Source organism: Paraburkholderia sp. SIMBA_027 (genome assembly GCF_046535315.1).
Lineage (GTDB): Bacteria > Pseudomonadota > Gammaproteobacteria > Burkholderiales > Burkholderiaceae > Paraburkholderia > Paraburkholderia tropica.
Genome location: NZ_JAWRWY010000012.1, coordinates 229,646 through 249,561, shown reverse-complemented (window position 1 = coordinate 249,561; position 19,916 = coordinate 229,646). Strand labels below are relative to the sequence as shown.

The 19,916-nt window shown below is 66.3% G+C and carries 15 protein-coding genes; 10 read left to right on the top strand and 5 right to left on the bottom strand.

Annotated elements, in window-relative coordinates; all coding sequences use genetic code 11:
- Positions 1-6 precede the first annotated feature (6 nt).
- Positions 7-591 (bottom strand): TetR/AcrR family transcriptional regulator, encoded by a 585-nt coding sequence (locus tag SB764_RS23530; protein ID WP_065058479.1) that lies wholly within the window; start codon positions 589-591, stop codon positions 7-9.
- Positions 592-875: 284 nt separating this feature from the next.
- Here SB764_RS23530 and SB764_RS23525 point away from each other — a divergent pair, with 284 nt between their 5' ends.
- The 3 genes from SB764_RS23525 to SB764_RS23515 all read left to right on the top strand — a co-directional run bounded on the left by SB764_RS23525 (position 876) and on the right by SB764_RS23515 (position 3,481).
- Positions 876-1,538, top strand: coding sequence for a DUF3313 domain-containing protein (locus SB764_RS23525; protein ID WP_065058477.1), 663 nt, complete (start codon positions 876-878; stop codon positions 1,536-1,538).
- A gap of 87 nt (positions 1,539-1,625) precedes the next feature.
- Positions 1,626-1,826, top strand: a complete 201-nt coding sequence (locus SB764_RS23520; RefSeq protein ID WP_065058475.1) for a hypothetical protein — start codon at positions 1,626-1,628, stop codon at positions 1,824-1,826.
- Positions 1,827-1,933: 107 nt separating this feature from the next.
- The gene (locus SB764_RS23515; protein ID WP_410865081.1) at positions 1,934-3,481 is read left to right on the top strand and encodes an intermembrane transport protein PqiB; all 1,548 of its coding nucleotides are present in this window, start codon (positions 1,934-1,936) and stop codon (positions 3,479-3,481) included.
- A 30-nt stretch (positions 3,482-3,511) separates the two neighbouring features.
- Here the strand turns inward: SB764_RS23515 and SB764_RS23510 are convergent, their stop codons facing one another.
- The gene (locus SB764_RS23510) at positions 3,512-4,297 is read right to left on the bottom strand and encodes an AraC family transcriptional regulator (RefSeq protein WP_074983782.1); all 786 of its coding nucleotides are present in this window, start codon (positions 4,295-4,297) and stop codon (positions 3,512-3,514) included.
- 253 nt (positions 4,298-4,550) lie between these two features.
- Between SB764_RS23510 and SB764_RS23505 the strand changes: the two genes are divergently transcribed.
- The 5 genes from SB764_RS23505 (at position 4,551) to SB764_RS23485 (ending at position 12,171) form a co-directional block, all read left to right on the top strand.
- Positions 4,551-6,230: a cyclic peptide export ABC transporter gene (locus SB764_RS23505; RefSeq protein ID WP_321904757.1), complete on the top strand. Its 1,680-nt coding sequence runs from the start codon at positions 4,551-4,553 to the stop codon at positions 6,228-6,230.
- Complete coding sequence (locus SB764_RS23500; RefSeq protein WP_410865079.1) at positions 6,227-6,814, top strand: ATP-binding cassette domain-containing protein; 588 nt, start codon at positions 6,227-6,229, stop codon at positions 6,812-6,814. The genes SB764_RS23505 and SB764_RS23500 overlap by 4 nt, the downstream gene beginning before the upstream one ends.
- A gap of 125 nt (positions 6,815-6,939) precedes the next feature.
- Positions 6,940-7,785 carry an ABC transporter substrate-binding protein gene (locus SB764_RS23495; protein ID WP_231957457.1) on the top strand — a complete coding sequence of 282 codons (846 nt, stop codon included), beginning with the start codon at positions 6,940-6,942 and terminating at the stop codon, positions 7,783-7,785.
- A complete protein-coding gene (gene fhuB / locus SB764_RS23490) occupies positions 7,778-9,820 on the top strand; it encodes a Fe(3+)-hydroxamate ABC transporter permease FhuB (RefSeq protein WP_244145643.1) in 2,043 nt (680 codons plus the stop codon). The genes SB764_RS23495 and fhuB overlap by 8 nt, the downstream gene beginning before the upstream one ends.
- A 233-nt stretch (positions 9,821-10,053) precedes the next feature.
- Complete coding sequence (locus tag SB764_RS23485; protein ID WP_410865077.1) at positions 10,054-12,171, top strand: TonB-dependent siderophore receptor; 2,118 nt, start codon at positions 10,054-10,056, stop codon at positions 12,169-12,171.
- Between the two features lie 55 nt (positions 12,172-12,226).
- On the opposite strand, the gene SB764_RS23480 is transcribed toward SB764_RS23485, so the two are convergent.
- A complete protein-coding gene (locus tag SB764_RS23480; RefSeq protein WP_065058466.1) occupies positions 12,227-13,777 on the bottom strand; it encodes a methyl-accepting chemotaxis protein in 1,551 nt (516 codons plus the stop codon).
- Positions 13,778-14,055: 278 nt separating this feature from the next.
- Here SB764_RS23480 and SB764_RS23475 point away from each other — a divergent pair, with 278 nt between their 5' ends.
- Positions 14,056-15,297 (top strand): MFS transporter, encoded by a 1,242-nt coding sequence (locus SB764_RS23475; RefSeq protein ID WP_065058464.1) that lies wholly within the window; start codon positions 14,056-14,058, stop codon positions 15,295-15,297.
- Between the two features lie 250 nt (positions 15,298-15,547).
- Positions 15,548-16,510 carry a LysR family transcriptional regulator gene (locus SB764_RS23470; protein ID WP_065058463.1) on the top strand — a complete coding sequence of 321 codons (963 nt, stop codon included), beginning with the start codon at positions 15,548-15,550 and terminating at the stop codon, positions 16,508-16,510.
- A 118-nt stretch (positions 16,511-16,628) separates the two neighbouring features.
- Here SB764_RS23470 and SB764_RS23465 read toward each other — a convergent pair whose 3' ends face one another.
- Both SB764_RS23465 and SB764_RS23460 read right to left on the bottom strand, forming a co-directional pair.
- The gene (locus SB764_RS23465) at positions 16,629-18,215 is read right to left on the bottom strand and encodes an aldehyde dehydrogenase (NADP(+)) (protein ID WP_321854985.1); all 1,587 of its coding nucleotides are present in this window, start codon (positions 18,213-18,215) and stop codon (positions 16,629-16,631) included.
- A 2-nt stretch (positions 18,216-18,217) separates the two neighbouring features.
- Positions 18,218-19,888 (bottom strand): thiamine pyrophosphate-binding protein, encoded by a 1,671-nt coding sequence (locus SB764_RS23460; protein ID WP_410865074.1) that lies wholly within the window; start codon positions 19,886-19,888, stop codon positions 18,218-18,220.
- Positions 19,889-19,916 lie beyond the last annotated feature (28 nt).

The following is a 19,916-nucleotide window of genomic DNA, read 5'->3' as shown; positions in this document are numbered from 1 at the left end:
GCGCGCCTACTTCGCCGTCTTCCGTTTCTTTTCGAGCGGCGCCCAGCTCGCGTCGTCCTGCAAGCGGTCGAACAGGCGATTGCGCCGCGCGCCGTCCAGTTCGGTCAAGCCGATGAGCGTGTGAAACGCCATGCCGCTGGCCGCGAAATACCGCAGCAGCGCGAGTTCCTCGTCGCGCGCTTCGCTCTCGATGGTTTTCGTCACTCGATTGTCGGTGTCGCGCACGCGCCCGAGCATCTCGGGCGATTCCACCATCACCGCCAGCATCGCGCGCGCGACGGAATTCGGCTGATTCACGGCCTCGCGAAAAATTTCGATCTGCGCATTGAGCGTGGGCTCGGCTTTTTTCGCGCCTTCCTTGCCCAGATAATCGGCCGCGATCCGCTGAAACTCGCTGAGCTGATGCTCCAGCAGCGCCTCCAGCACACCGTTCTTGGTGCGGAACTGATGCAGCAGCCCGCCCTTGCTGATGCCGCTTTCGCGCGACAACGCGTCGAACGTCAACGCGCCCGCGCCCTCCCTCGTCAGAATCGCCAGCGCGGCGGCGATGGCTTTCTTGCGGGACAGTTCGGAGCGGGTCGGGTTATCCATGTCGATTCGAGGGCGTGACTAAGAACGTGACAGCGTGACTTCGGGCATGACAGCGTCGGCAAGGGAATCGCGCGCCGATCCGCATGAAAGGCGGCGCCTGGCGAACGGTCGGTCGGTTGCGGACATGATTGTAACCAATTCCGCCTCGCCATAAAAACAAACCGGGTAGACGGTTTACATTTCTCGAATTTGCCGTTACGCTGCGTCCGCAGTGAACAGCGGTTTCTCACTGTTTCACCCAGTCCTCTTTCAGCGCCCGCTTAATCCATCCAAGGAACCTTCCGATGTTCGGCCAACGCCTCGCACTTCCCCTCGTCACGGGCACGCTGTCCCTTCTTCTTGCCGCCTGCGCCGGCGTTCAGCCGGTCGCCTACTCCGGCATCGACGCCACGCACCAGTTGCAGCCGAATCACGGCGACGACCGCAACAAGGTGCCGCTCGCCTACGGCATTCCCGTCTCCTGGTCGCGCTATACGCAGGTCGTGCTCGACCCCGTCACCGTCTATCGCGGCGCCGACGCGCAATTCGGCGACATGAAAGACGACGACAAAACCACGCTCGCCCGCTACGCGCAGCAGGCCTTCACCGAAAACCTCGGCAAACGCTTCCAGATGACGAACCAGACCGGCCCCGGCGTGCTGCGCGTGAAGGTGACGCTGACCGGCGCGGAGAGCACCACGCTGCTCGTGGGTCAGGCGATGCATTTCGATATCGCCGGCAATCTCTACAACGGCGTGCAGGCGGTGCGCGGCGGCCAGGGCGCGTTCAGCGGCTCGGTGTCGTACGCGGTCGAGGTGTACGACAGCAACGATGGCCGTCTGCTGAAAGCCTATGTGACCAAGCAATATCCGAATGCGATGAATCTGCCCGCGGCGTTCGGCTCGCTCAGCGCCGCGAAAACCGGCCTCGATAAAGGTGCGGAAGCGCTCGTCGCGCAAATGCATTAATCCCGCGCACCAGAACACCGAAGCAACCGGCCCGGCCACGCGAGATTCAATCGCCCGGAATCATTTAAATAATCAGGAGGCCTGATCATGAAACACCTGGCGGAATTCGCGTGGTCGGCGGGCCATCCTACGCTGGTCATCACGCTCGTCTTCACGGCTGCGTATTGCGCGGTCGGCATTCCCGCGCATTGCCTGCTCGGCCCGGGCGCGCGCGACTACTACGGCACGATGGCGGGCGTCTTCGCGGCGCTCGCCTATCTGACGCTGATACTGGGCTTTCGCCCATGACCGTCGACGGCAAAGCCAGTGCCATCTGCGGCTTGTGGATTCGCGCACGCGACGCATTCGGCCGGTTCCGGCGCGCGCTCGGCGATGTCATCGCAGGGAAGCTCTGAATGTCGCGCACGATGTTTTCGCCGATGAGCCTCGCGCCGCTCATCGCCTTGCTGGCCGGTGGCCTGCTGCTCGCTCACACGCTGTTCCCGCGCGGCCCGCAACTGACGATCGACTTCGTCAGCGGAGCCGGATTGCAGGCGGGCAAGACGCGCGTGCGCTATCGCAACGTGGAAGTGGGCGAACTCGAAACGCTGCATCTGTCGCGCGACCGCTCGCACGTGACCGCCGTGGTGCGGCTGATGGCGGACGCCGCCCGCCTCGCCACCTGCGGGACGCGTTTCTGGGTGGCGCGTCCGCGTATCGACGCCGGCGGTATTTCGGGGCTCGAAACCCTGCGCACCGCGCCGTATATCGACGTGGATATCGGCGCCGCCCGCACAACGTGCCACAGCTTTATCGGCCTGGAAACGCCGCCCGTGGTGAGCGCCGATCGACGCGGCAGCCGCTTCATTCTGCGCGCCGCGTCGCTGGGTTCGCTGCAGGCGGGTTCGCCGGTCTATTTTCATCGCGTCGCCGTGGGACAGATTCTCGGCTACACGCTGCCGAAAAACGGCCAGGAAGTCGATGTCGACGTGTTCGTGAACGCGCCGTTCGATCGCTATGTCACGTCGTCGACGCGCTGGTGGCAGGCCAGCGGAATCGACGTGCAACTCGATTCGCGCGGCTTCAACGTCGACCTGCAGCCGCTCGAAGCGATGCTGCGCGGCGGCGTGCAATTCGACTCGCCCGCCGAAGCCGCTCCGCCGTCGCACGACAGCCGCACCTTCACCCTCGCCGACAACCGCACCGACGCGCTGCGCAGCACGAACGGCCCGGCCGCGCCCGTGCAGATGCGCTTTCGCGAATCGTTGCGCGGCCTCGTTGTGGGCGCGCCGGTCGATTTTCATGGGGTGGAGATCGGCAACGTCACACGGATCGACGTCGATAACAACACCGCGCACGGCGGCTTCGACATGATCGTCAGCCTGAATCTCTATCCGTTCCGTCTCGGGCGACGCTATCGCGCGGCGCTCGGCAAAGGCGACGGCCCGGGCGGACGCACGCTGCTGAGCGACATGATCGCGCAAGGTCTGCGCGGCCAGGTGCGCATGGGCAGCGTGCTCACGGGCCAGCGCTATATCGCGCTCGACTTTTTCCCCAAGGCGCCGCCCGTTCATTTCGATGCGAAGCGCGCGGCGGTCGAACTGCCGACGGTGCCCAACACCATCGAAGAACTGCAAGATCTGCTCGGCGATATCGTCGCGAAACTCGATCGCGTGCCGTTCGACGAAATCGGAAGGAACGTCGATGCGTCGCTCGACGGCGCGAATACGCTACTCAAGACCCTGAACGATGAAACCGTTCCACAAACGCAGTCCACGCTGGCTTTTGCGCAGACGTCTTTTGCCGCTGCACGCGCCACGCTCGAAGCGGATTCGCCCTTGCAAACCGACGTGCGCACGGCCACGGCGCAACTGCGCCGGACGCTCGCGAGCGTGAACGCGCTGGCCGATTATCTCCAGCGCCATCCGGAATCGATCGTGTGGGGCAAGCCTTCGGGTCAGTGAAGGCGACGTGAGTCAATCATCCGCGCGCCGTCAACTCGACGCCAGATAGCGTTGCGGCGATTCGCCCGTCACCTGGCGGAACATGACGATAAACGCGCTCGCGCTGCGATAACCGAGATCTTTCGCGACCTGCGCTACCGAATGCCCGAGCGTGAGGCGCGTGATCGCTTCCGCCACGCGCATCTGCTGACGCCACGCCACGAAGGTCAGCCCGGTTTCCGCATGCAGGCGGCGCGCGAGCGTGCGTCCGCTCGCACCGAACTGCTCGCCCCAAAAATCGAGCGAGAGATCGCTGCCCGGGTCGTTCATCATGTGCTCGCAGAGCTTGAGCAGGCGCTCGTCGCGCGGCAAGGGCACGCCGGGCTCCGCGAGGCTGGGCGTTTCCGCCAGCACCTTCAGCATCAACGGCGCGGCGAGGCCCGCGCGACTCGTGGCCGTATAGCTGTCCGCGCCCTCGACCAGCGTGAGCGCGAGTTCGCGCAGCAAGGCCGACACGCCGATCACGGCGGGATCTTCCCACGGCCAGGGAAACACATCGGGTTCCAGATAGACGCTGCACAGCGCCGTATCGCCGACCGCGTGCAGTTCATGATCGACATCCGACGGCAGCCACACCGCACGCGACTGCGGCACGGTCCACGTGCGCGCGGGCGTGAGCACGCGAATCACGCCTTTGACCGCGAATACCAGTTGACCATGACGATGCTGATGCCATGTCACGCGTTCGCCGTGGCGGTAGGTCACGAGCGTCGCAGCGACCTCGCGCGGCAGCGGCGTGCGAGCCATCGGGTAGCGCTTGAGCAGAAACGACTTCATCGGACGGACGTACGGGCGCGAAAGGAAGTGGCCCATGATATTGGAAATTGACAAAAAATTGTCAAAAAATCGATATCTCCTGTCCGCCTTTAATTCGCATAAGCCGGTAATCTCCTTACCCATCAAGGCTTCTGGCGGAACCCCGCCCGAAATCAATAATGCTTCTCATTCGTGGAATTACCCCGGTGGACCCTGTGGTCGATAGGGTCGACACACACGATCGCCACGCGCACGAACGACTTTTCCGCCGCTTATGCCCCTGATTGCTTCATTGATCCGCAGCTCGCGCTGGCTTCTGCCACTCGCCCTGCTCGTGAGTCTCGTGAGCGGCTTCGCGAATGCGGCGCTCGTCGCGCTCATCAACCAGGCGTTACAGGCGTCGGGCGCGCAACTCGTGCAACTGGGCGTGCGCTTCGCACTACTCGCGGCGCTGGTGCTCGCCACGCGCGTGGGTTCGCAGACGCTCTTCATGTATCTCGGCCAGCGCGTGAAAGCGCGCCTGCGCATGCAGACGATCGGCCGCATCGCCGCGGCCTCGTTCCGCGATCTGGAGCGCTGCGGCGCGGCGCGTGCGCTCGGCGCGCTGACCCAGGACCTCGACAGCATCGTCGTGTTCTTCGTGAGCCTGCCGTCGATTGCGATGCAGGGTGCGGTGATCGCCGGTTGCCTCGCCTATCTGGGCATGCTGTCGCTGCCGATTCTCGGCGTCGCGCTCGCGGTGCTAGGCGTGGGGACGTTCGGCACGCATCTCGTCGGTTCGCGCGCGCTGCGTCATCTGCGTGCATCGCGCGAACGCGAGGACGAGCTGTTGCGCCAGTTTCGCGCGCTGTTCGACGGCGCGAAGGAACTGAAGCTGCATCGCGCACGCGCCGAAGCGTTCGTCGGCGGCCAGCTCGCGCCGCACGTCGAAGCGGTGCGCGCGCAACGCACGCGCGGCTACGTGCTGCATGCGCTCGCGGCGAGCTGGGGCAATCTGCTGCTGTTCGGCTTCGTCGGCCTGACGATCTTCGTGCTCGCGCGCCTGTTCGACGCCGATGCGCACGTGATGTCCGGTTACGCACTCGTCTTTCTCTACCTGATCATGCCCGTGGAAGGCCTGCTGGCGGCGCTGCCTGCGATCAGCTCGGCGCGCGTGGCGTTCGAGCGGATCGGCAAGCTCGAAGCCGCGCTGCCACCTGAACAGGGCCGGCTTGCCGATGTCGGTACAAATGTCGCGCAAGCCGCTCAGCCCGCGTTTTCGCGCATCGCGCTCGAAGGCGTCGAGCATCGTTACGTGCGCGAAAACGAGGACGGTTTCTTCACGCTCGGCCCGATCGATCTGACGTTTCGTGCGGGCGAAACGGTGTTCCTCGTCGGCGGCAACGGCAGCGGCAAGACCACGCTCGCGAAACTGCTCGTCGGCCTGTATGCGCCCGAGCGCGGCCGCCTGCTCGTCGACGGCGCAGCCGTGGACGACGCGACACGCGCCGCTTATCGACAGTATTTTTCCGTGGTGTTCAGCGACTTCCATCTGTTCGATTCGTTGCTCGGCTTGAGCGCCGGACGCGAAAACGCGGCGCGCGCGCTGCTCGTCGCGCTGCAGCTCGACCACAAGGTGCGGATTCAGGACGGCGCGTTTTCCACGCTCGCGCTCTCGCAGGGACAGCGCAAACGCCTCGCGCTGCTGGTCGCGTTTCTGGAGGATCGGCCGTTCTACGTGTTCGACGAATGGGCCGCCGATCAGGACCCGGCCTTCAAGGACGTGTTCTATCGCACGCTGCTGCCGGAGCTGAAAACGAAGGGAAAAACGGTGCTCGTGATTACGCACGACGATCGGTATTTCGATCTCGCCGATCGTCTGATCAAGCTCGACAGCGGGCGGATCGGCGCGACGCATTCCAGCCTCGCCGACGGTAACGGCCACAGCGGCAACAACATGGCGAGCGCAGCATGAACGCGATCCTGCACGACGCGGTTCACGAATCAGCGCACGACACGGCAGGGACGCAGACGGCCTTCGCGCTCGAAGGCGTCGCGTTCGCCGCCGGTGGCCGCACGCTGCTGCATCCGCTCGACCTCACGATCGAGCACGCGCGCGTGACCGGTCTCGTCGGCCACAACGGCTCGGGCAAATCGACGCTCGTCAAACTGCTCGCGCGCCAGCTCGATCCCGCCGCCGGCACGATCCGTTACGCGGGCCGGCCGCTCGCACAGTGGAGCGCCCGCGAGTTCGCGCGCCAGGTCGCGTATCTGCCGCAACAAACGCCGCTCACCGACGGCATGACCGTGCGCGAACTCGTCGCGCTCGGGCGCTATCCGTGGCACGGCGCACTGGGCCGTTTCAACGACGACGACGCCGCGCGTAACCTGGCCGCGCGCTTTTGCGACCGCATCGTCGCGCTGCGCGAGGGGCGCCTGCTGATGCGCGAGCGCGCCGCCGACATCATCGACCCGCTGCGGCTCGAATCGATTTACGGCGTGCCGATGAGCGTGAGCGTCGATCCGTCGAGCGGGCGCCGTCTGGGGTTTCCGGCATGAGCGCGCACACCACGAATCCGCGCCGCCGTCGCGTGCTCGCTGCACTTGGCGCGCTGGCGTCCACATCAAGCTTCGGCGCGACGCCGCCTCGCGCACCTCGTTCGCCTCGTTCACCCCGGCGGATCGTGGTCCTCAACTGGGAGCTGACCGAAACGCTGCTCGCGCTCGGCCGCGCGCCGGTCGGCATTCCGCTGCCGGACTGGTACGCGAGCGGGATCGTCGCGCCGCCGCTGCCGCCGGGCGTCGTCGACGTCGGGCTGCTCTATCAGCCGAATTTCGACGTGCTGCTCACGCTCGCGCCCGACCTGCTGATCGTCACGCCCGCCCACGCGGCGCTGATGACGCCGCTGCAACGCATCGCGCCGACGCTCACGCTCGGCGCGTACATGAGCGCCGCGCAACCATTCGAGGCGCTCTGCGCTGAAACGCAGACGATGGCGCGCGCGCTCGCCGCGCCGGACCATGCCATGGCGCTGATCGCCGCCACGCAGCGCGGATTCGCCGCGGCCGCCGACGCGATCGCGGCCACGCCGACGCGCGCCACGCGCCCGGTGATCGTCGCCGAAGCGCTCGACGAGCGGCACTTTCGCGTCTACGGCGCGGGCAGTCTGTTCGACGCTGTGCTTGCGCGCATCGGCCTGCGCAACGCCGCGAATCCGCGTGACGCGGCGGGTCGTCCACAGGACGCGCCCTGGCCAACCAACGCGGCGGGCTCGGCCACCGTCGCGCTGCAACGCCTGTTCGACGTGCCGCAGGCGGACATTCTGCTGGTCGGTCCGCTGCACGACGACCTGCGCGCCGCGCTGAGCGCGAGCCCGCTGTGGCGCGCGCTGCCCGCCGTGCGCGAACGGCGCGTGTCGGTGCTGCCGGTGATCGCCGCGTTCGGCGGCCTCGTCTCGATGCAGCGCTTCGCCGCCGCCCTTCCCGTGGCGCAGGCCACGCTCGACAACGGCGGAGGCGGCCTTGCGTAACCTTGCGCGTCGTCCCTTCCTTGAGCGCGCCGCGCTGCCGCGCGACTGGCGTTGGCCGCTGGTCGGCGCGCTGTTCGCGCTCGCCGCGTGCCTCGCCGCCGCGGACGTGCATCGCGTGCTCGCGGGCGCGCCGTTCTGGAGCGCGCTCACGCTGCCCGCATCGATCAGCGCGCAGGACATCGGCGCGGTGCTGGTCCACGACAGCCTGCTGCCGCGCATCGCGACGACATTGCTCTGCGGCGCCGCGCTCGGCCTCGCGGGCACGCTGATGCAGCAGGTGCTGCGCAATCCGCTCGCCGAACCGATGACGCTCGGCGTGTTCCCGGGCGCCTATCTCGCGCTCTCGATCGCGACGATCTGGATGCCGGGCTGGCTCGCGCTGGGCCGCGACACGCTGGCGCTCGCGGGCGGCGCGATCGCCATGCTCGCCGTGTTCGCGCTGGCGTGGGCGCAAGGCATGTCGCCGCTCGGGGTGATCCTCGGCGGCATGGTGGTCAACCTGTATTGCGGCGCGATCAGTCTCGCGATTTCGGTGGTGCATTTCGACCGGCTCGCCGGCCTGCAGATCTGGGGCGGCGGCGCGCTCGACCAGAGCGGCTGGCAAGCGGCGCTGCATCTGACCGTGCGGCTCGCGCTGTGTCTTGTCGGCGCGGTGCTGCTCTACCGTCCGCTGAGTCTCTTCGATGCGGGCGACGCCACGGTGCGCAATCTCGGCGTGGCGGTCGGCTGGATGCGCGGCGCGGCGCTGTTCGTCGCGGTGGCGCTCACGGCGTTCGTGGTCGCCGAAGTCGGCGTGATCGGCTTCATTGGACTGGCTGCGCCGCTGCTGGCGCGTCTGGCGGGCGCGCGGCGTCTGCGCGACCGGCTCGTCTGGGCGCCGCTGACCGGCGCGGCCCTGCTGTGGCTCACCGATGAAATCGTGCGCTTCGCCGCGCGCGCCGACGTGTTTGCCGCCCATCTGATCGCAACCGGCAGCGTGACCGCGCTTGTCGGCGTGCCCTTGCTCATCGCGTTGCTGCCGCGTTTGCGCACGCGGCCCGACACCCATGCGCCCCACGCTCCGCACCACAATTCACTCGCGCCGCGCGCGCTGCCGCTGCTGTGGGCCATGCTGCTGCCGCTCGTCTGCGTGCTCTCGCTGATGGTGTCGCGCAGCGCCGACGGCTGGAGCATCGCGACGCGCGCGCATATCGACGCCCTGCTGTTCTGGCGCGTCCCGCATCTCGTCGCGGCGCTCGCGGCGGGCAGCCTGCTCGCGACCGCGGGCACACTGCTGCAACGCATGACCGCCAACCCGATGGCGAGCCCCGACCTGCTCGGCGTGGGATCGGGCGGCATGTTCGGCATGGTCGTCGTGCTGTTCCTGAGCCAGCGCATTGTTCCCGCCGCGCTGTTCGCGGGCTGCGTCGCCGGGGCGTTCGCGACACTGCTGCTGTTGCTGTGGTTCGGACGGCGCGCGCGCTTCGCGCCCGAGCGCCTGCTGCTGGTCGGCATTTCGATCAGCGCGCTGTTTCAGGCGGTGGTCGGCGCGCTGATGTCGAGCGGCGACCCGCGCGCGGGCGTGCTCGTCGATCTGCTGATCGGCTCCACGTATTACGTCGCGCCCGGCATCGCGTGGAGCATGGCCGCGCTGGCGCTGCTCGCGCTCGCCGTCGCGCCGCTAACCGCGCGCTGGCTCGGCACGCTCGCGCTCGGCGCGGATGCCGCCGCGAGCCTCGGCGTGCCGGTGGGCCGCGCGCGCTTCGCGCTGCTGCTGCTCGCCGCGCTGGCCACGGCGGCGGCCACCGTGGTGGTCGGCCCGCTGTCGTTCGTCGGCTTGATCGCGCCGCATATCGCACGCTTTTCCGGCGCGCGGCGTCCGATGCCGCAGCTCTATCTCGCGGCGACGCTCGGCGCGCTGCTGATGGTCTCGGCGGACTGGCTCGGGCGGCAAATCGCGTTTCCGCAGGAAGTGGCGGCGGGCCTCGTCGCCACGCTGCTCGGCGGTCCGTGGCTCGTCGCGCTCGTGGTCATGCGCGGCCGTCGAAGCACTTAGGCAATCAAGGGCAAACGGGGCCCTCAAAACACCCGTCCATAACGATCGTCCCTCGCATTTTTTTACAGCCCGCCTTTGAGCGGGAGGAAGCCGTTCGGCCTTTTTCAACAGTGGGATGATTGACGATGACAACGAGAATAGACCACCGTGGTGCGCAGCGCGCACCGGCTTCGGGATGGTGGAGGCTGGCGCCTCGCCGTGTAACGCGCGCCGCGCCGCGCTTCGCGCTCACCATGACGCCGATCGCTTTCGCGGCGCTGAGCCTCGCTTCGCCGTGGGCGCGGGCGCAAACCGCGCCTGCCGCGAACGGCAACGTTCTGCCCGCCGTGACGGTGTCGGGCGCGAACGACGCCGACGCAACCACCGAAGGCAGCGGCACCTACGCCGCGAAGCAGGCCACCATCGGCGGCAAGGTCGCGCAATCGATCAAGGAGACGCCGAACTCGGTCTCCGTGCTCACGCGCCAGCAGATGGACGACCAGAACGTGACGACCATCCAGGACGCGCTGCGCTACGTCACGGGCGTCAGCTCGATCGATTACGGCGACGGCACCGCGTATTTCCGCGCGCGCGGCTCGCAGCTCGGCATCGAGTTCGACGGCGTGCCGACCTTGAGCGGCCTGCAATATCAGCTGCAATTCGATCTGGCGATGTACGACCGCGTGGAAATCATGCGCGGTCCGGCCGGTTCGATCGACGGCATGGGCGAGCCGGGCGGCGTGGTGAATCTCGTGCGCAAGCGCCCGCAGGATCAATTCCATCTGTCGACCGAAACGCAGGTCGATTCGTTCGGCAGCGTGCGCCAGATGATCGACGTGACCGGGCCGCTGAACAAGGACGGCACGCTGCGCGGACGCGCGGTGCTGGTCGGCAGCGACGGCACGCAGTCGATCGACCGCACGCGCAGCAAGGAAGTGATGGCCTACGGCGCGCTCGACTGGGATCTCACGCCGCGCACGACGCTTTCGCTCTCGGGCGGCTATCAGGTTTCGCCGATTTCGGGCATCGACTACGGCGCGGGCGGCGTGCTCAACAGCACGCGCACCGCCCTCACCGGCCGCGTGCCGAGCTCGTTCACGCAGAACTTCAGCCCGAGCTGGAACTACGCGTACACCTCGCTGCAGGAAGGCAACGCGAACCTCGTGCATCGCTTCGAAAACGACTGGCAATCGTCGACCACGCTGTTCTATCGGCACGAACTCTCGAAAGCGTATTACGCGTACTCGGGTCCGGGCGCGACCGCGAACGGTCTCGCGCTCTACGGCGATCAGCGCCAGCGCACGAGCTACGACTGGTTCGGCGCGGACAGCAGCGTCTCGGGCCCGATCCATCTGTTCGGGCGAACGCATACGCTGACCATCGGCGCGAATTACTCGGTGATGACGTCGAGCGCGCAATCGGGTTATCTGGCGCTGAGCGGCCCGTACGGTGGCGCGTTCAGTCTCTACGATCCGAACGCCGTGCCCGCCGTGGATGTGCCCTACACGTTCGGCACCAATCATCGCACCGTGCAGTACGGCGTCTATGCGCAGGCGCGCATCAAACTCGCCGATCCGCTCACGCTGGTGCTCGGCGGCCGCGAGGCTTTCCTGCAGGACCGCACGCAATCGACGCTGCCGAGCGTCGGCGACTGGACCACCAACGCGCAGATCAATCACCGCTTCCTGCCGTCCGCCGGGCTGCTGTGGGATATCGTGCCGTCGATCACGGCCTATGCGAACTACGCGCGCTTTCTCGACGCGCAAACGGAGAGCACGTATTCGGGCGCGGGCCTGCCGCCGCGTTCGGGCGAGCAGTATGAAGTGGGCGTGAAAGGCAGCTTCCTGAATGGCCGCCTGAATGCGAACGCCGCGCTGTTCCGTATCGACGACAACAACCGCGCCGTCGCCGATCCCGCGCACCAGTATTACTACGTCTCGGCGGGCAAGGCGCGCGATCAGGGCGTGGAACTCGAAGTCACGGGCCAGCCGATGCCGGACTGGAACGTCTACGCGGGCTACACGTATCTGAATGCGCACTACGAGAACGACTCGCCCGATCTCACCGACGGCACCGATCCGAAGCACCTGTTCAAGCTGTGGACGAAGTACACGTTCTCGCGCGGCACGTTGCGCGGTTTCTCGGTGGGCGGCGGCATGCTCGCGCAAACGCGCATTTCACGCGGCGTCGAACAAGGCGGTTATGCGATTTTCAATGCGCAGATCGGTTATCGATTCAACAAGCATGTTGAAGCGTCGCTGCAATTGAATAACGTGTTTAATCGCGAGTATTACATTCGTCCGCCGAGCACGTATTACAGCGTATTCGGCGATACGCGCAATGTGATGCTGACGGTTCGATCGGACTTCTGATGATTCGCATTGCGCCGCGCGAAGGCAATATCGCGCGGCGCAATGCGATGTGTGCTTAATTGCGCACCCGGAAAACACCGACCACTTCATCGAGGCCGCTCGCCTGCTGCGCCATTGCCTGCGCCGCCGCCGACGCCTGCTCGACCAGCGCCGCATTCTGCTGGGTCGCGTGATCCATCTGCGAGACCGCTACGTTCACCTGGCCGATACCCGTGCTCTGCTCCTCGGAAGCCGAGGCAATTTCGCCGAGGATTTCGTTCACGCGCGAGACGTCGCGAATGATATCGGCGATCGTGGTGCCCGCTTCCTCGACCAGTCGCGAACCGGCGTCCACGCGCGACGTCGCCTGACCGATCAGGCCGCGAATCTCGCCCGCCGCCGTGGCCACGCGCTGCGCGAGCGTGCGCACTTCCGACGCCACGACCGCGAAACCGCGACCCTGATCGCCTGCACGCGCGGCTTCGACCGCCGCATTGAGCGCCAGAATATTGGTCTGAAACGCAATGCTCTCGATCGCGCTGATGATTTCGTTCATGCGCCGCGAGCTGTCCGCAATCCCCTGCATCGTCTGGACGACCTCGCCCACCACCACGCCGCCGCGTTGCGCCGTATCCGAGGCCGCGCCCGCCAGCGAAGTGGCCTGACGCGCGTTCTCGGCGTTCTGGCGCACCGTCGCGGTCAATTCCTCCATGCTCGACGCCGTTTCTTCGAGCGATGCGGCTTGCGCTTCCGTGCGTTGCGAGAGATCCGAATTGCCGCTGGCAATTTCGCGCGCGGCGGTATTGATCGCGCTTGCGCCATCGCGCACGCGGCCAATCATGTCGACGAGATTGGTTTGCATCGCCTTGACGCCTTCGAGCAATTGCCCCATTTCGTCGAGCGAATTGACTTCGATACGCGCGGTGAGATCGCCATTCGCAATCGCTTTGAAATGCGCGAGCGCCTGCGCAAGCGGACGGCCGATGGCGCGTTGCAACGCGATCCATGCGAACGCGGCGGCGCACAGCGCAAACAGCACGCCCAATACGGCCACGGTCACGAACCAGTGGAAACGCTCCTGCGCGCGATCGTATTTGGCGACGGCAAAACCGGCCTGCATTTTCTGCAACGCGTCGATGCTGCCCGTCACATCGCCATATAACGCCGACGACGTATTCTGGACTGCCGAGCGAATCTGATTGCCGTCCTTCGTTTCGATCGCGCGATAAATCGGCTCATAGCCGTCCTGCAACAACTGCTTGAGTTTGGCGTCGATTTCGTCGGCCTTGCGCGCTTCCTCGTCGTTATAGCTGGGCAGCTTGCGATAAGCCTCCCACGACTGCTTCGCGTGATCGAGCTGATCGCGCGAATTCTGCTCGGAGCGCGCGATGTCGGGTGCATCGGGCGCGAGACCAATGCGGAACAGCCACAGACGGCTGCGCGCCAGCGCGACGCTCGTCTGGCTCAGCGCCACCGCCGAGCCGAGTTGATTGGAATACAGCGTTTGCAGATCGTGATTGCTGGAACTCACACCTGCAACCCCCATCGAGCCGCCAATGACCAGTAGGCAGCCGAGAAACCCCATCGCGAGAGCCAGGCGCGCGCGGATTGTAATTTTTTTAAACATATCGCAGAGTGAAATCGCTGAAAGAACAGAGGAATTCAAATTCGAGCCGTTGCCCCCGTCTACGGCATCAATGATCGAAACTTGAGAACGTTGAGCATTTCACAGCGTTATTTGCGCACTCAGTCTTTTTTCGCATATCTGCTATGCGTCATACGCAAGGGCGGCAATCGGGCATGCCCGCATAATCACTGTCACAAGTTATTTCACGGTTCGGCAGCCTTTGCCCGACCTTCGATATAGAACAAAGCGGGCGGCAGCCTGCGCTGGAGATCAACCTCATGCAGACGTGGTACAGCACCATGAATTCCTCCCAGCGGCGCACCTTTTGGGCGTGTTTCCTCGGCTGGGTGCTGGACGCCATGGACGTGCAGTTCTTCGCGTTCGTCATTCCCACCCTGCTGACCGCCTGGCACATGACCAAGGCGCAGGCCGGCGTGATCGGCACCTCGGCGCTGGTTGCCTCGGCCGTGGGCGGTGTGATTGCGGGCGTGCTCGCCGACCGTATCGGCCGTGTTCGCGTGCTCAAGCTGGCGATTCTGTGGTTCTCGCTGTTCACCGGCCTCTCGGCTTTCACGAACGGCTTCCATCAGTTGCTGTTCACGCGCAGTCTGCAAGGTCTCGGCTTCGGCGGCGAATGGGCGGCGGGCGCGATCCTGATCGGCGAAGTCGTCGACAAGCGCATTCGCGGACGCGCCGTGGGCTGCGTGCAAAGCGGCTGGCCCGTGGGTTATGCGCTCGCCGCGCTGCTCTACTGGGTGCTGTTCAGCGCGCTGCCCGAACAATATGCGTGGCGCGTACTGTTCCTGCTGGGCATTCTGCCGGGCCTGCTGGTGCTGTGGATGCGCCGCAATGTCGACGAATCGGCGGCCTTCGAATCGGCGGCGGAATTCCGCGCGCAAAGCGGTCTGTTCGACACCTTCGGCCGCATCTTCGCGCCCAGCGTGTTGCCGCGCACCCTGCTGGCCTCGGCGATGGCAGCCGGCGCGCTCGGCGGCAACTACACGATTCTCACGTGGCTCGTGACGTATCTGCGCGAAACACAAAGCCTGACCATCAACCTGACGACGATGTATCTCGCCGTCAATATCTTCGGCTCGTTCTGCGGCTACGTCGGCATGGCGTATCTGAGCGATGCGATCGGCCGACGCTGGACCTTCTCGCTCTCGGCGGCGGGCGCGACGCTCACGGTGCTGGCTTATACGCACCTGCATCTGCCGATGTCCGCGCTGCTGGTGCTGGGCTTTCCGCTCGGACTGTTCCAGTCGGGCATCGTCTCCGGCATGGGCGCATGCTTCACCGAGCTGTTCCCGGTGCAGATCCGCGCGTCGGCGGGCGGCTTCTCGTACAACTTCGGTCGCGGCATCGGTTCGCTGGTGCCCGCTGCGGTCGGCATCACGAGCGCGTCGGTCGGGCTGGCGAAGTCGATCGGCGTGTGGGCGGCGGCGTCGTATGTGGTGGTGTTCATCGTCGCCGTGTTTCTGCCTGAAACGCGCAACAAGCAACTCGAAGGGCAAGCCTGATTTTCACGCTTGATCACTTCGGCTGAATTCGCCTGAATTCGACTGAAAGCGGCGCGTGCCTGGGTCTCCGAACGATTCCCGGTCACGCGCCGCGTCTTTTCCACTATCAAGGAAAACGTCAGCTTCCGGGTCATGACGTGATATAACGAGCACTTGCGCAATCCGTACCGGCCCGCGCCTCCATCATGCGCACGGCCACTCCCGCGGCCACCCCGGTACTCGCGCGTACATCGCCGCTCGTGAATCGCCCATGAACTCAGACGACCTCGCCGTCTTCGCCCACGTCGCGAAGACCGGCAGCATTTCGCGCACCGCGATGGAACTGGGCGCGAACCAGTCCACCGTCAGCCGCCGTATCGCCGTGCTCGAAGCCGAACTGGGCGTGCGTCTCTTCCGCCGCAGCGGCCGTGGCGTCGGGCTCACCGAACGCGGCGCCCAGCTGCTCGGTTATGCGCAAACGCTCGAACGCACGCTCGACGAAGCGCGCGGCGCGATGCGCAGCGGCGTCGAAAGCGGCCCCGCCCGGCTCGTCATCGCCGCTCAACCCACGATTGCCCGCATCATGTTCGCGAGCCTCGGCCATCGGCTGCGCGCGCGTTATCCGAATACGCGCGTGCGCTTTATCGAAGGTCTCGCGAGCCAGATTCTCGGCCGCCTGAGCGACGGCGAAATCGATCTGGCCGTCATGTACGTGCCCGAGCATCGCGGCGCGATGCAGTTCGACACGCTGCTCGCGGAACAGATCTGTCTCGTCGCGCCGGCGAATTACGCACTGCCCGAAGGACTCGCCGACGTCAGCCTGCTCGGCCAGGTACCGCTCATTCTGCCGAGCACGCATCACGGCCTGCGCGTGCTGGTCGAATCGCTCGCGGCGCGCCACGGCTTCACGCCGCGCATCGTGCTCGAATGCGACGGATCGATCTCGCTGACCAAACGTCTCGTGATCGCGCAATGCGGCTGCACGGTGCTGCCCGCCGCTTCCGTGATCGAGGAAGTCGCCGATGGCCGGCTGCAATGCGTGCCGCTCGACAATCCCGTGGTCATGCGCGACGTGGCGATTGCGTGGCCGCAGAATCGTACGATGCCGGACGGCGTCTGGAGCGTGGCGCAGATGATTCGCGACGTCGCCGCCGATCTGGTGACGAGCGGCGACTGGCCCGGCACGGCGCTCACGCCCGGCACGCCGGACGAACCGCACCTTTCGGAAGGCTGACCGATCCAGCCCGCGCTTTTAAAAACCGCGGCGCCAATGAAAACGCCCGCGAGCGCATCGTGCGATGCATTCGCGGGCGTTGTACTTTCCAGCTTTAATTCAGGCTTTAATTCCGACGTTAATCGCGCTTCAGATCGCCGTCGTAAAGACGCCAGATGTCGAGCGGATTCGCCTGCTTGAGCGCGTCCGGCAGCAGCGTATCGGGCACCGACTGATAGCAGACCGGACGCAGGAAACGGTCGATGGCCGTCGCGCCAACCGAGGTCGTGCGCGTATCCGACGTCGCCGGGAACGGGCCGCCGTGCACCATCGCATGACTGACTTCGACGCCGGTCGGGAACGCATTGAACAGCACGCGGCCCGCCTTGCGCTCGAGCGTCGGCAACAGCGCGCGGGCGTGCTCGTGATCGGCTTCGTCGAGATGCACGGTGGCCGTCAACTGGCCGCTCATGCGGCGCAGCACGGTGCGCAGCTCGTCGAGATCGCGGCACGCCACGATCAGCGAACTCGGCCCGAAGATTTCTTCCTGCATCTCCGCTTCGGCGAGGAACGCGCGCGCATCGGTGCGCAGCAGCGCGGGCACCGCGTCGAACGCGCCTGCCGCTTCACGGCCGTTCGCGAGCGTCGTCACGTCGGCCAGCGCGCTGAGGCGATCGACCCCGCGGCAATACGCGGCGTGGATATTGGGCGTCAGCATGGTCGTCGCAGCCTTCGCGCTGATGGCCTGCGAAGCCTTCGCGCAGAACGCGTCGAGCGCCGCGCCTTCGAGCGCGAGCACGATGCCCGGATTCGTGCAGAACTGGCCCGTGCCGAGCACGATCGAATCGGCGTACTCGCTGGCGATCTGCTCGCCGCGCGTTTCGAGCGCCGCGGGCAACAGCACGACCGGATTGATGCTGCTCATTTCCGCATAGACGGGAATCGGCTCGGGGCGCGCCTGCGCGATGCGTTGCAGCGCGAGACCGCCCTGACGCGAGCCCGTGAAACCCACGGCCTGAATCTCCGGATGACGCACGAGCGCTTCGCCGACCGCCGTGCCTTCGCCGATCAGCAGCGAGAACACGCCGTCCGGCATGCCGGTTTCGCGCGCGGCGCGGGCGATCGCGTGGCCCACGAGTTCCGACGTGCCGAGGTGCGCCGGATGCGCCTTGACGATCACCGGGCAACCCGCGGCCAGCGCCGACGCCGTATCGCCGCCCGCCACCGAAAACGCGAGCGGGAAATTGCTTGCTCCGAACACGGCGACCGGCCCGAGGCCGATGCGTCGCAGACGCAGATCGGGGCGCGGCAGCGGCGCGCGCTGCGGCAGCGCCGGATCGATGATCGCGCCGTGCCAGCGGCCGTCGCGCACGACCGCCGCGAACAGCTTCAGCTGATTCACCGTGCGCATGCGCTCGCCTTCGAGACGTGCCATCGGCAGCGCGGTTTCGAGATGCGCGCGTTCGGTGAGCGCCGGGCCGAGATCGATGAGCGCCTGGGCGATGGCTTCGAGAAACGCGGCGCGCCGCTCGTCGGAGAGTGCGCGGTAGGCGTCGAATGCGTCGGCCGCCAGCGTGCAGGCGCGCTCGACGTCGTCGGCGCTCGCGCAGCCGAAGGCGGGCGCGAGCGCCTCGCCGGTCAGCGCCGCGTGCGCGTAGGTCACGCCATCGGCGCCCTTCACCGGCGTGCCGCCGATGATCATCATGCCTTGAATGTCGGTTGTCATGCTCATGCGCTCAAACGGTTAGCGGGAGTGATCTGCAGCGGATCGGTGCGAAGCTCGATGAGCGCCGCCACGCCGGCACGCTGCGCCCGCTCGAAGGCCGCCGCGAAATCTTCGGTGCGCTCGACACGTTCGGCATGTGCGCCGAAAGCCTGCGCCATCGCCACGAAATCGGGATTCACGAATTGCGTGGCCGACACGCGGCCCGGATATTCGCGCTCCTGATGCATGCGGATCGTGCCAAGCATATTGTTGTTCACGACGATGACAATCAGCGGTGCGCCGAACTGCACCGCCGTCGCCAGTTCCTGCGGATACATCATGAAGCAGCCGTCGCCGGCGAAGCACACGACCGAACGCTGCGGATTCTGGATTTTCGCCGCGATGGCCGCCGGGAAGCCGTAGCCCATCGCGCCGTTGGTCGGCGCGAGTTCCGTGGCTGGGCTGCGATAGCGGTAAAAACGATGCACCCAGACCGTGTAGTTGCCCGCGCCGTTCGAAATCACGGCATCGTCGGGCAGCACGTCGTTCAGATGCGCGACGACCTGCGCGAGATCCACGCCGTGGATTTCCGCGCTCGGCGCGGGCGGCGTTGAATGCGCGATGTAGTCGGCGCGCGCCGTTTCCGTCCACGCCTGCCAGCGCTGCTGCGAGGCGGCCGCGACCGGCTTTACCCCGTCGAGCGCCAGCGCGAACGCGCGCAGCGACGCGTGAATCGGCAGACGCGACTGGAACACGCGGCCCAGTTCCTCGGCGTCGGGATGGACATGCACCATGGTCTGCTTCGGCGCGGGGCTCTCGAACACCGTGTAGCCCGACGAGGTCGTTTCCGCGAGACGCGAACCGACGACGATCACCAGATCGGCCTCTTTGGCGCGATCCGACAGTTTCGGCGACACGCCGAGGCCGAGCTGGCCGACGTAATGCGGATCGCGATTGTCGAACAGATCCTGGCGGCGGAACGAGGCCGCGACCGGCAGATTGTTGGCGTGCACGAAGCGCTTGAGCGCGGCGCCCGATTCGGCGTCCCAGCCCGTGCCGCCGACCACCACCAGCGGACGCGTCGCGGCGTCGAGCAATTCGCGCAGCGTGTCGAGCGCCTGCGGTTCCGGCGCGGCATGCGCGATGCGCACGGCGGGTGCGTCGGCCACGGCGGCCGCACCGAACAGCACGTCTTCGGGCAGCGCGATCACGACCGGACCCGGACGGCCCGAGAGCGCCACGCTGAACGCCTTCGCGACGATCTCGGGAATGCGCTCCACGCTTTCGATCTGCGTGACCCACTTGGCGATGCCGCCGAACATCTGGCGGTAATCGACTTCCTGGAACGCGCCGCGACCGATGAAATCCTGCTCGACCTGGCCGATGAACAGGATCATCGGCGTGGAATCTTCGCTCGCCGTATGCACGCCGTTGCTCGCGTGCGTGGCGCCGGGGCCGCGCGTCACGAAACAGATGCCGGGGCGACCCGTCAGCTTTCCGTAGGCATCGGCCATGTTCGAGGCCGCGCCTTCGTGGCGCGCGGTGATCGTGCGCACGCCATGCGCGTCGTGCAGGGCGTCGAGCACCGGCAGATAGCTTTCGCCGGGCACACAGTAGACGGTATCGACGCCATTGCGCACGAGCGCGTCCACGAGGATGCGGCCGCCGTTGCGCGGCTGGGCGATTTCAGACATGAGTTCAGGCTCCCTGTTGCAAGGTGTC

What these genes read in the sequence shown, in the direction of transcription:
- SB764_RS23480 (WP_065058466.1), bottom strand. Translation starts at nt 13,777, where the DNA reads ATGTTTAAAAAAATTACAATCCGCGCGCGCCTGGCTCTCGCGATGGGG.
- SB764_RS23475 (WP_065058464.1), top strand. Translation starts at nt 14,056, where the DNA reads ATGCAGACGTGGTACAGCACCATGAATTCCTCCCAGCGGCGCACCTTT.
- SB764_RS23505 (WP_321904757.1), top strand. Translation starts at nt 4,551, where the DNA reads ATGCCCCTGATTGCTTCATTGATCCGCAGCTCGCGCTGGCTTCTGCCA.
- SB764_RS23530 (WP_065058479.1), bottom strand. Translation starts at nt 591, where the DNA reads ATGGATAACCCGACCCGCTCCGAACTGTCCCGCAAGAAAGCCATCGCC.
- SB764_RS23460 (WP_410865074.1), bottom strand. Translation starts at nt 19,888, where the DNA reads ATGTCTGAAATCGCCCAGCCGCGCAACGGCGGCCGCATCCTCGTGGAC.
- SB764_RS23520 (WP_065058475.1), top strand. Translation starts at nt 1,626, where the DNA reads ATGAAACACCTGGCGGAATTCGCGTGGTCGGCGGGCCATCCTACGCTG.
- SB764_RS23500 (WP_410865079.1), top strand. Translation starts at nt 6,227, where the DNA reads ATGAACGCGATCCTGCACGACGCGGTTCACGAATCAGCGCACGACACG.
- SB764_RS23510 (WP_074983782.1), bottom strand. Translation starts at nt 4,297, where the DNA reads ATGAAGTCGTTTCTGCTCAAGCGCTACCCGATGGCTCGCACGCCGCTG.
- SB764_RS23515 (WP_410865081.1), top strand. Translation starts at nt 1,934, where the DNA reads ATGTCGCGCACGATGTTTTCGCCGATGAGCCTCGCGCCGCTCATCGCC.
- SB764_RS23465 (WP_321854985.1), bottom strand. Translation starts at nt 18,215, where the DNA reads ATGACAACCGACATTCAAGGCATGATGATCATCGGCGGCACGCCGGTG.
- SB764_RS23525 (WP_065058477.1), top strand. Translation starts at nt 876, where the DNA reads ATGTTCGGCCAACGCCTCGCACTTCCCCTCGTCACGGGCACGCTGTCC.
- SB764_RS23485 (WP_410865077.1), top strand. Translation starts at nt 10,054, where the DNA reads ATGACGCCGATCGCTTTCGCGGCGCTGAGCCTCGCTTCGCCGTGGGCG.
- SB764_RS23470 (WP_065058463.1), top strand. Translation starts at nt 15,548, where the DNA reads ATGAACTCAGACGACCTCGCCGTCTTCGCCCACGTCGCGAAGACCGGC.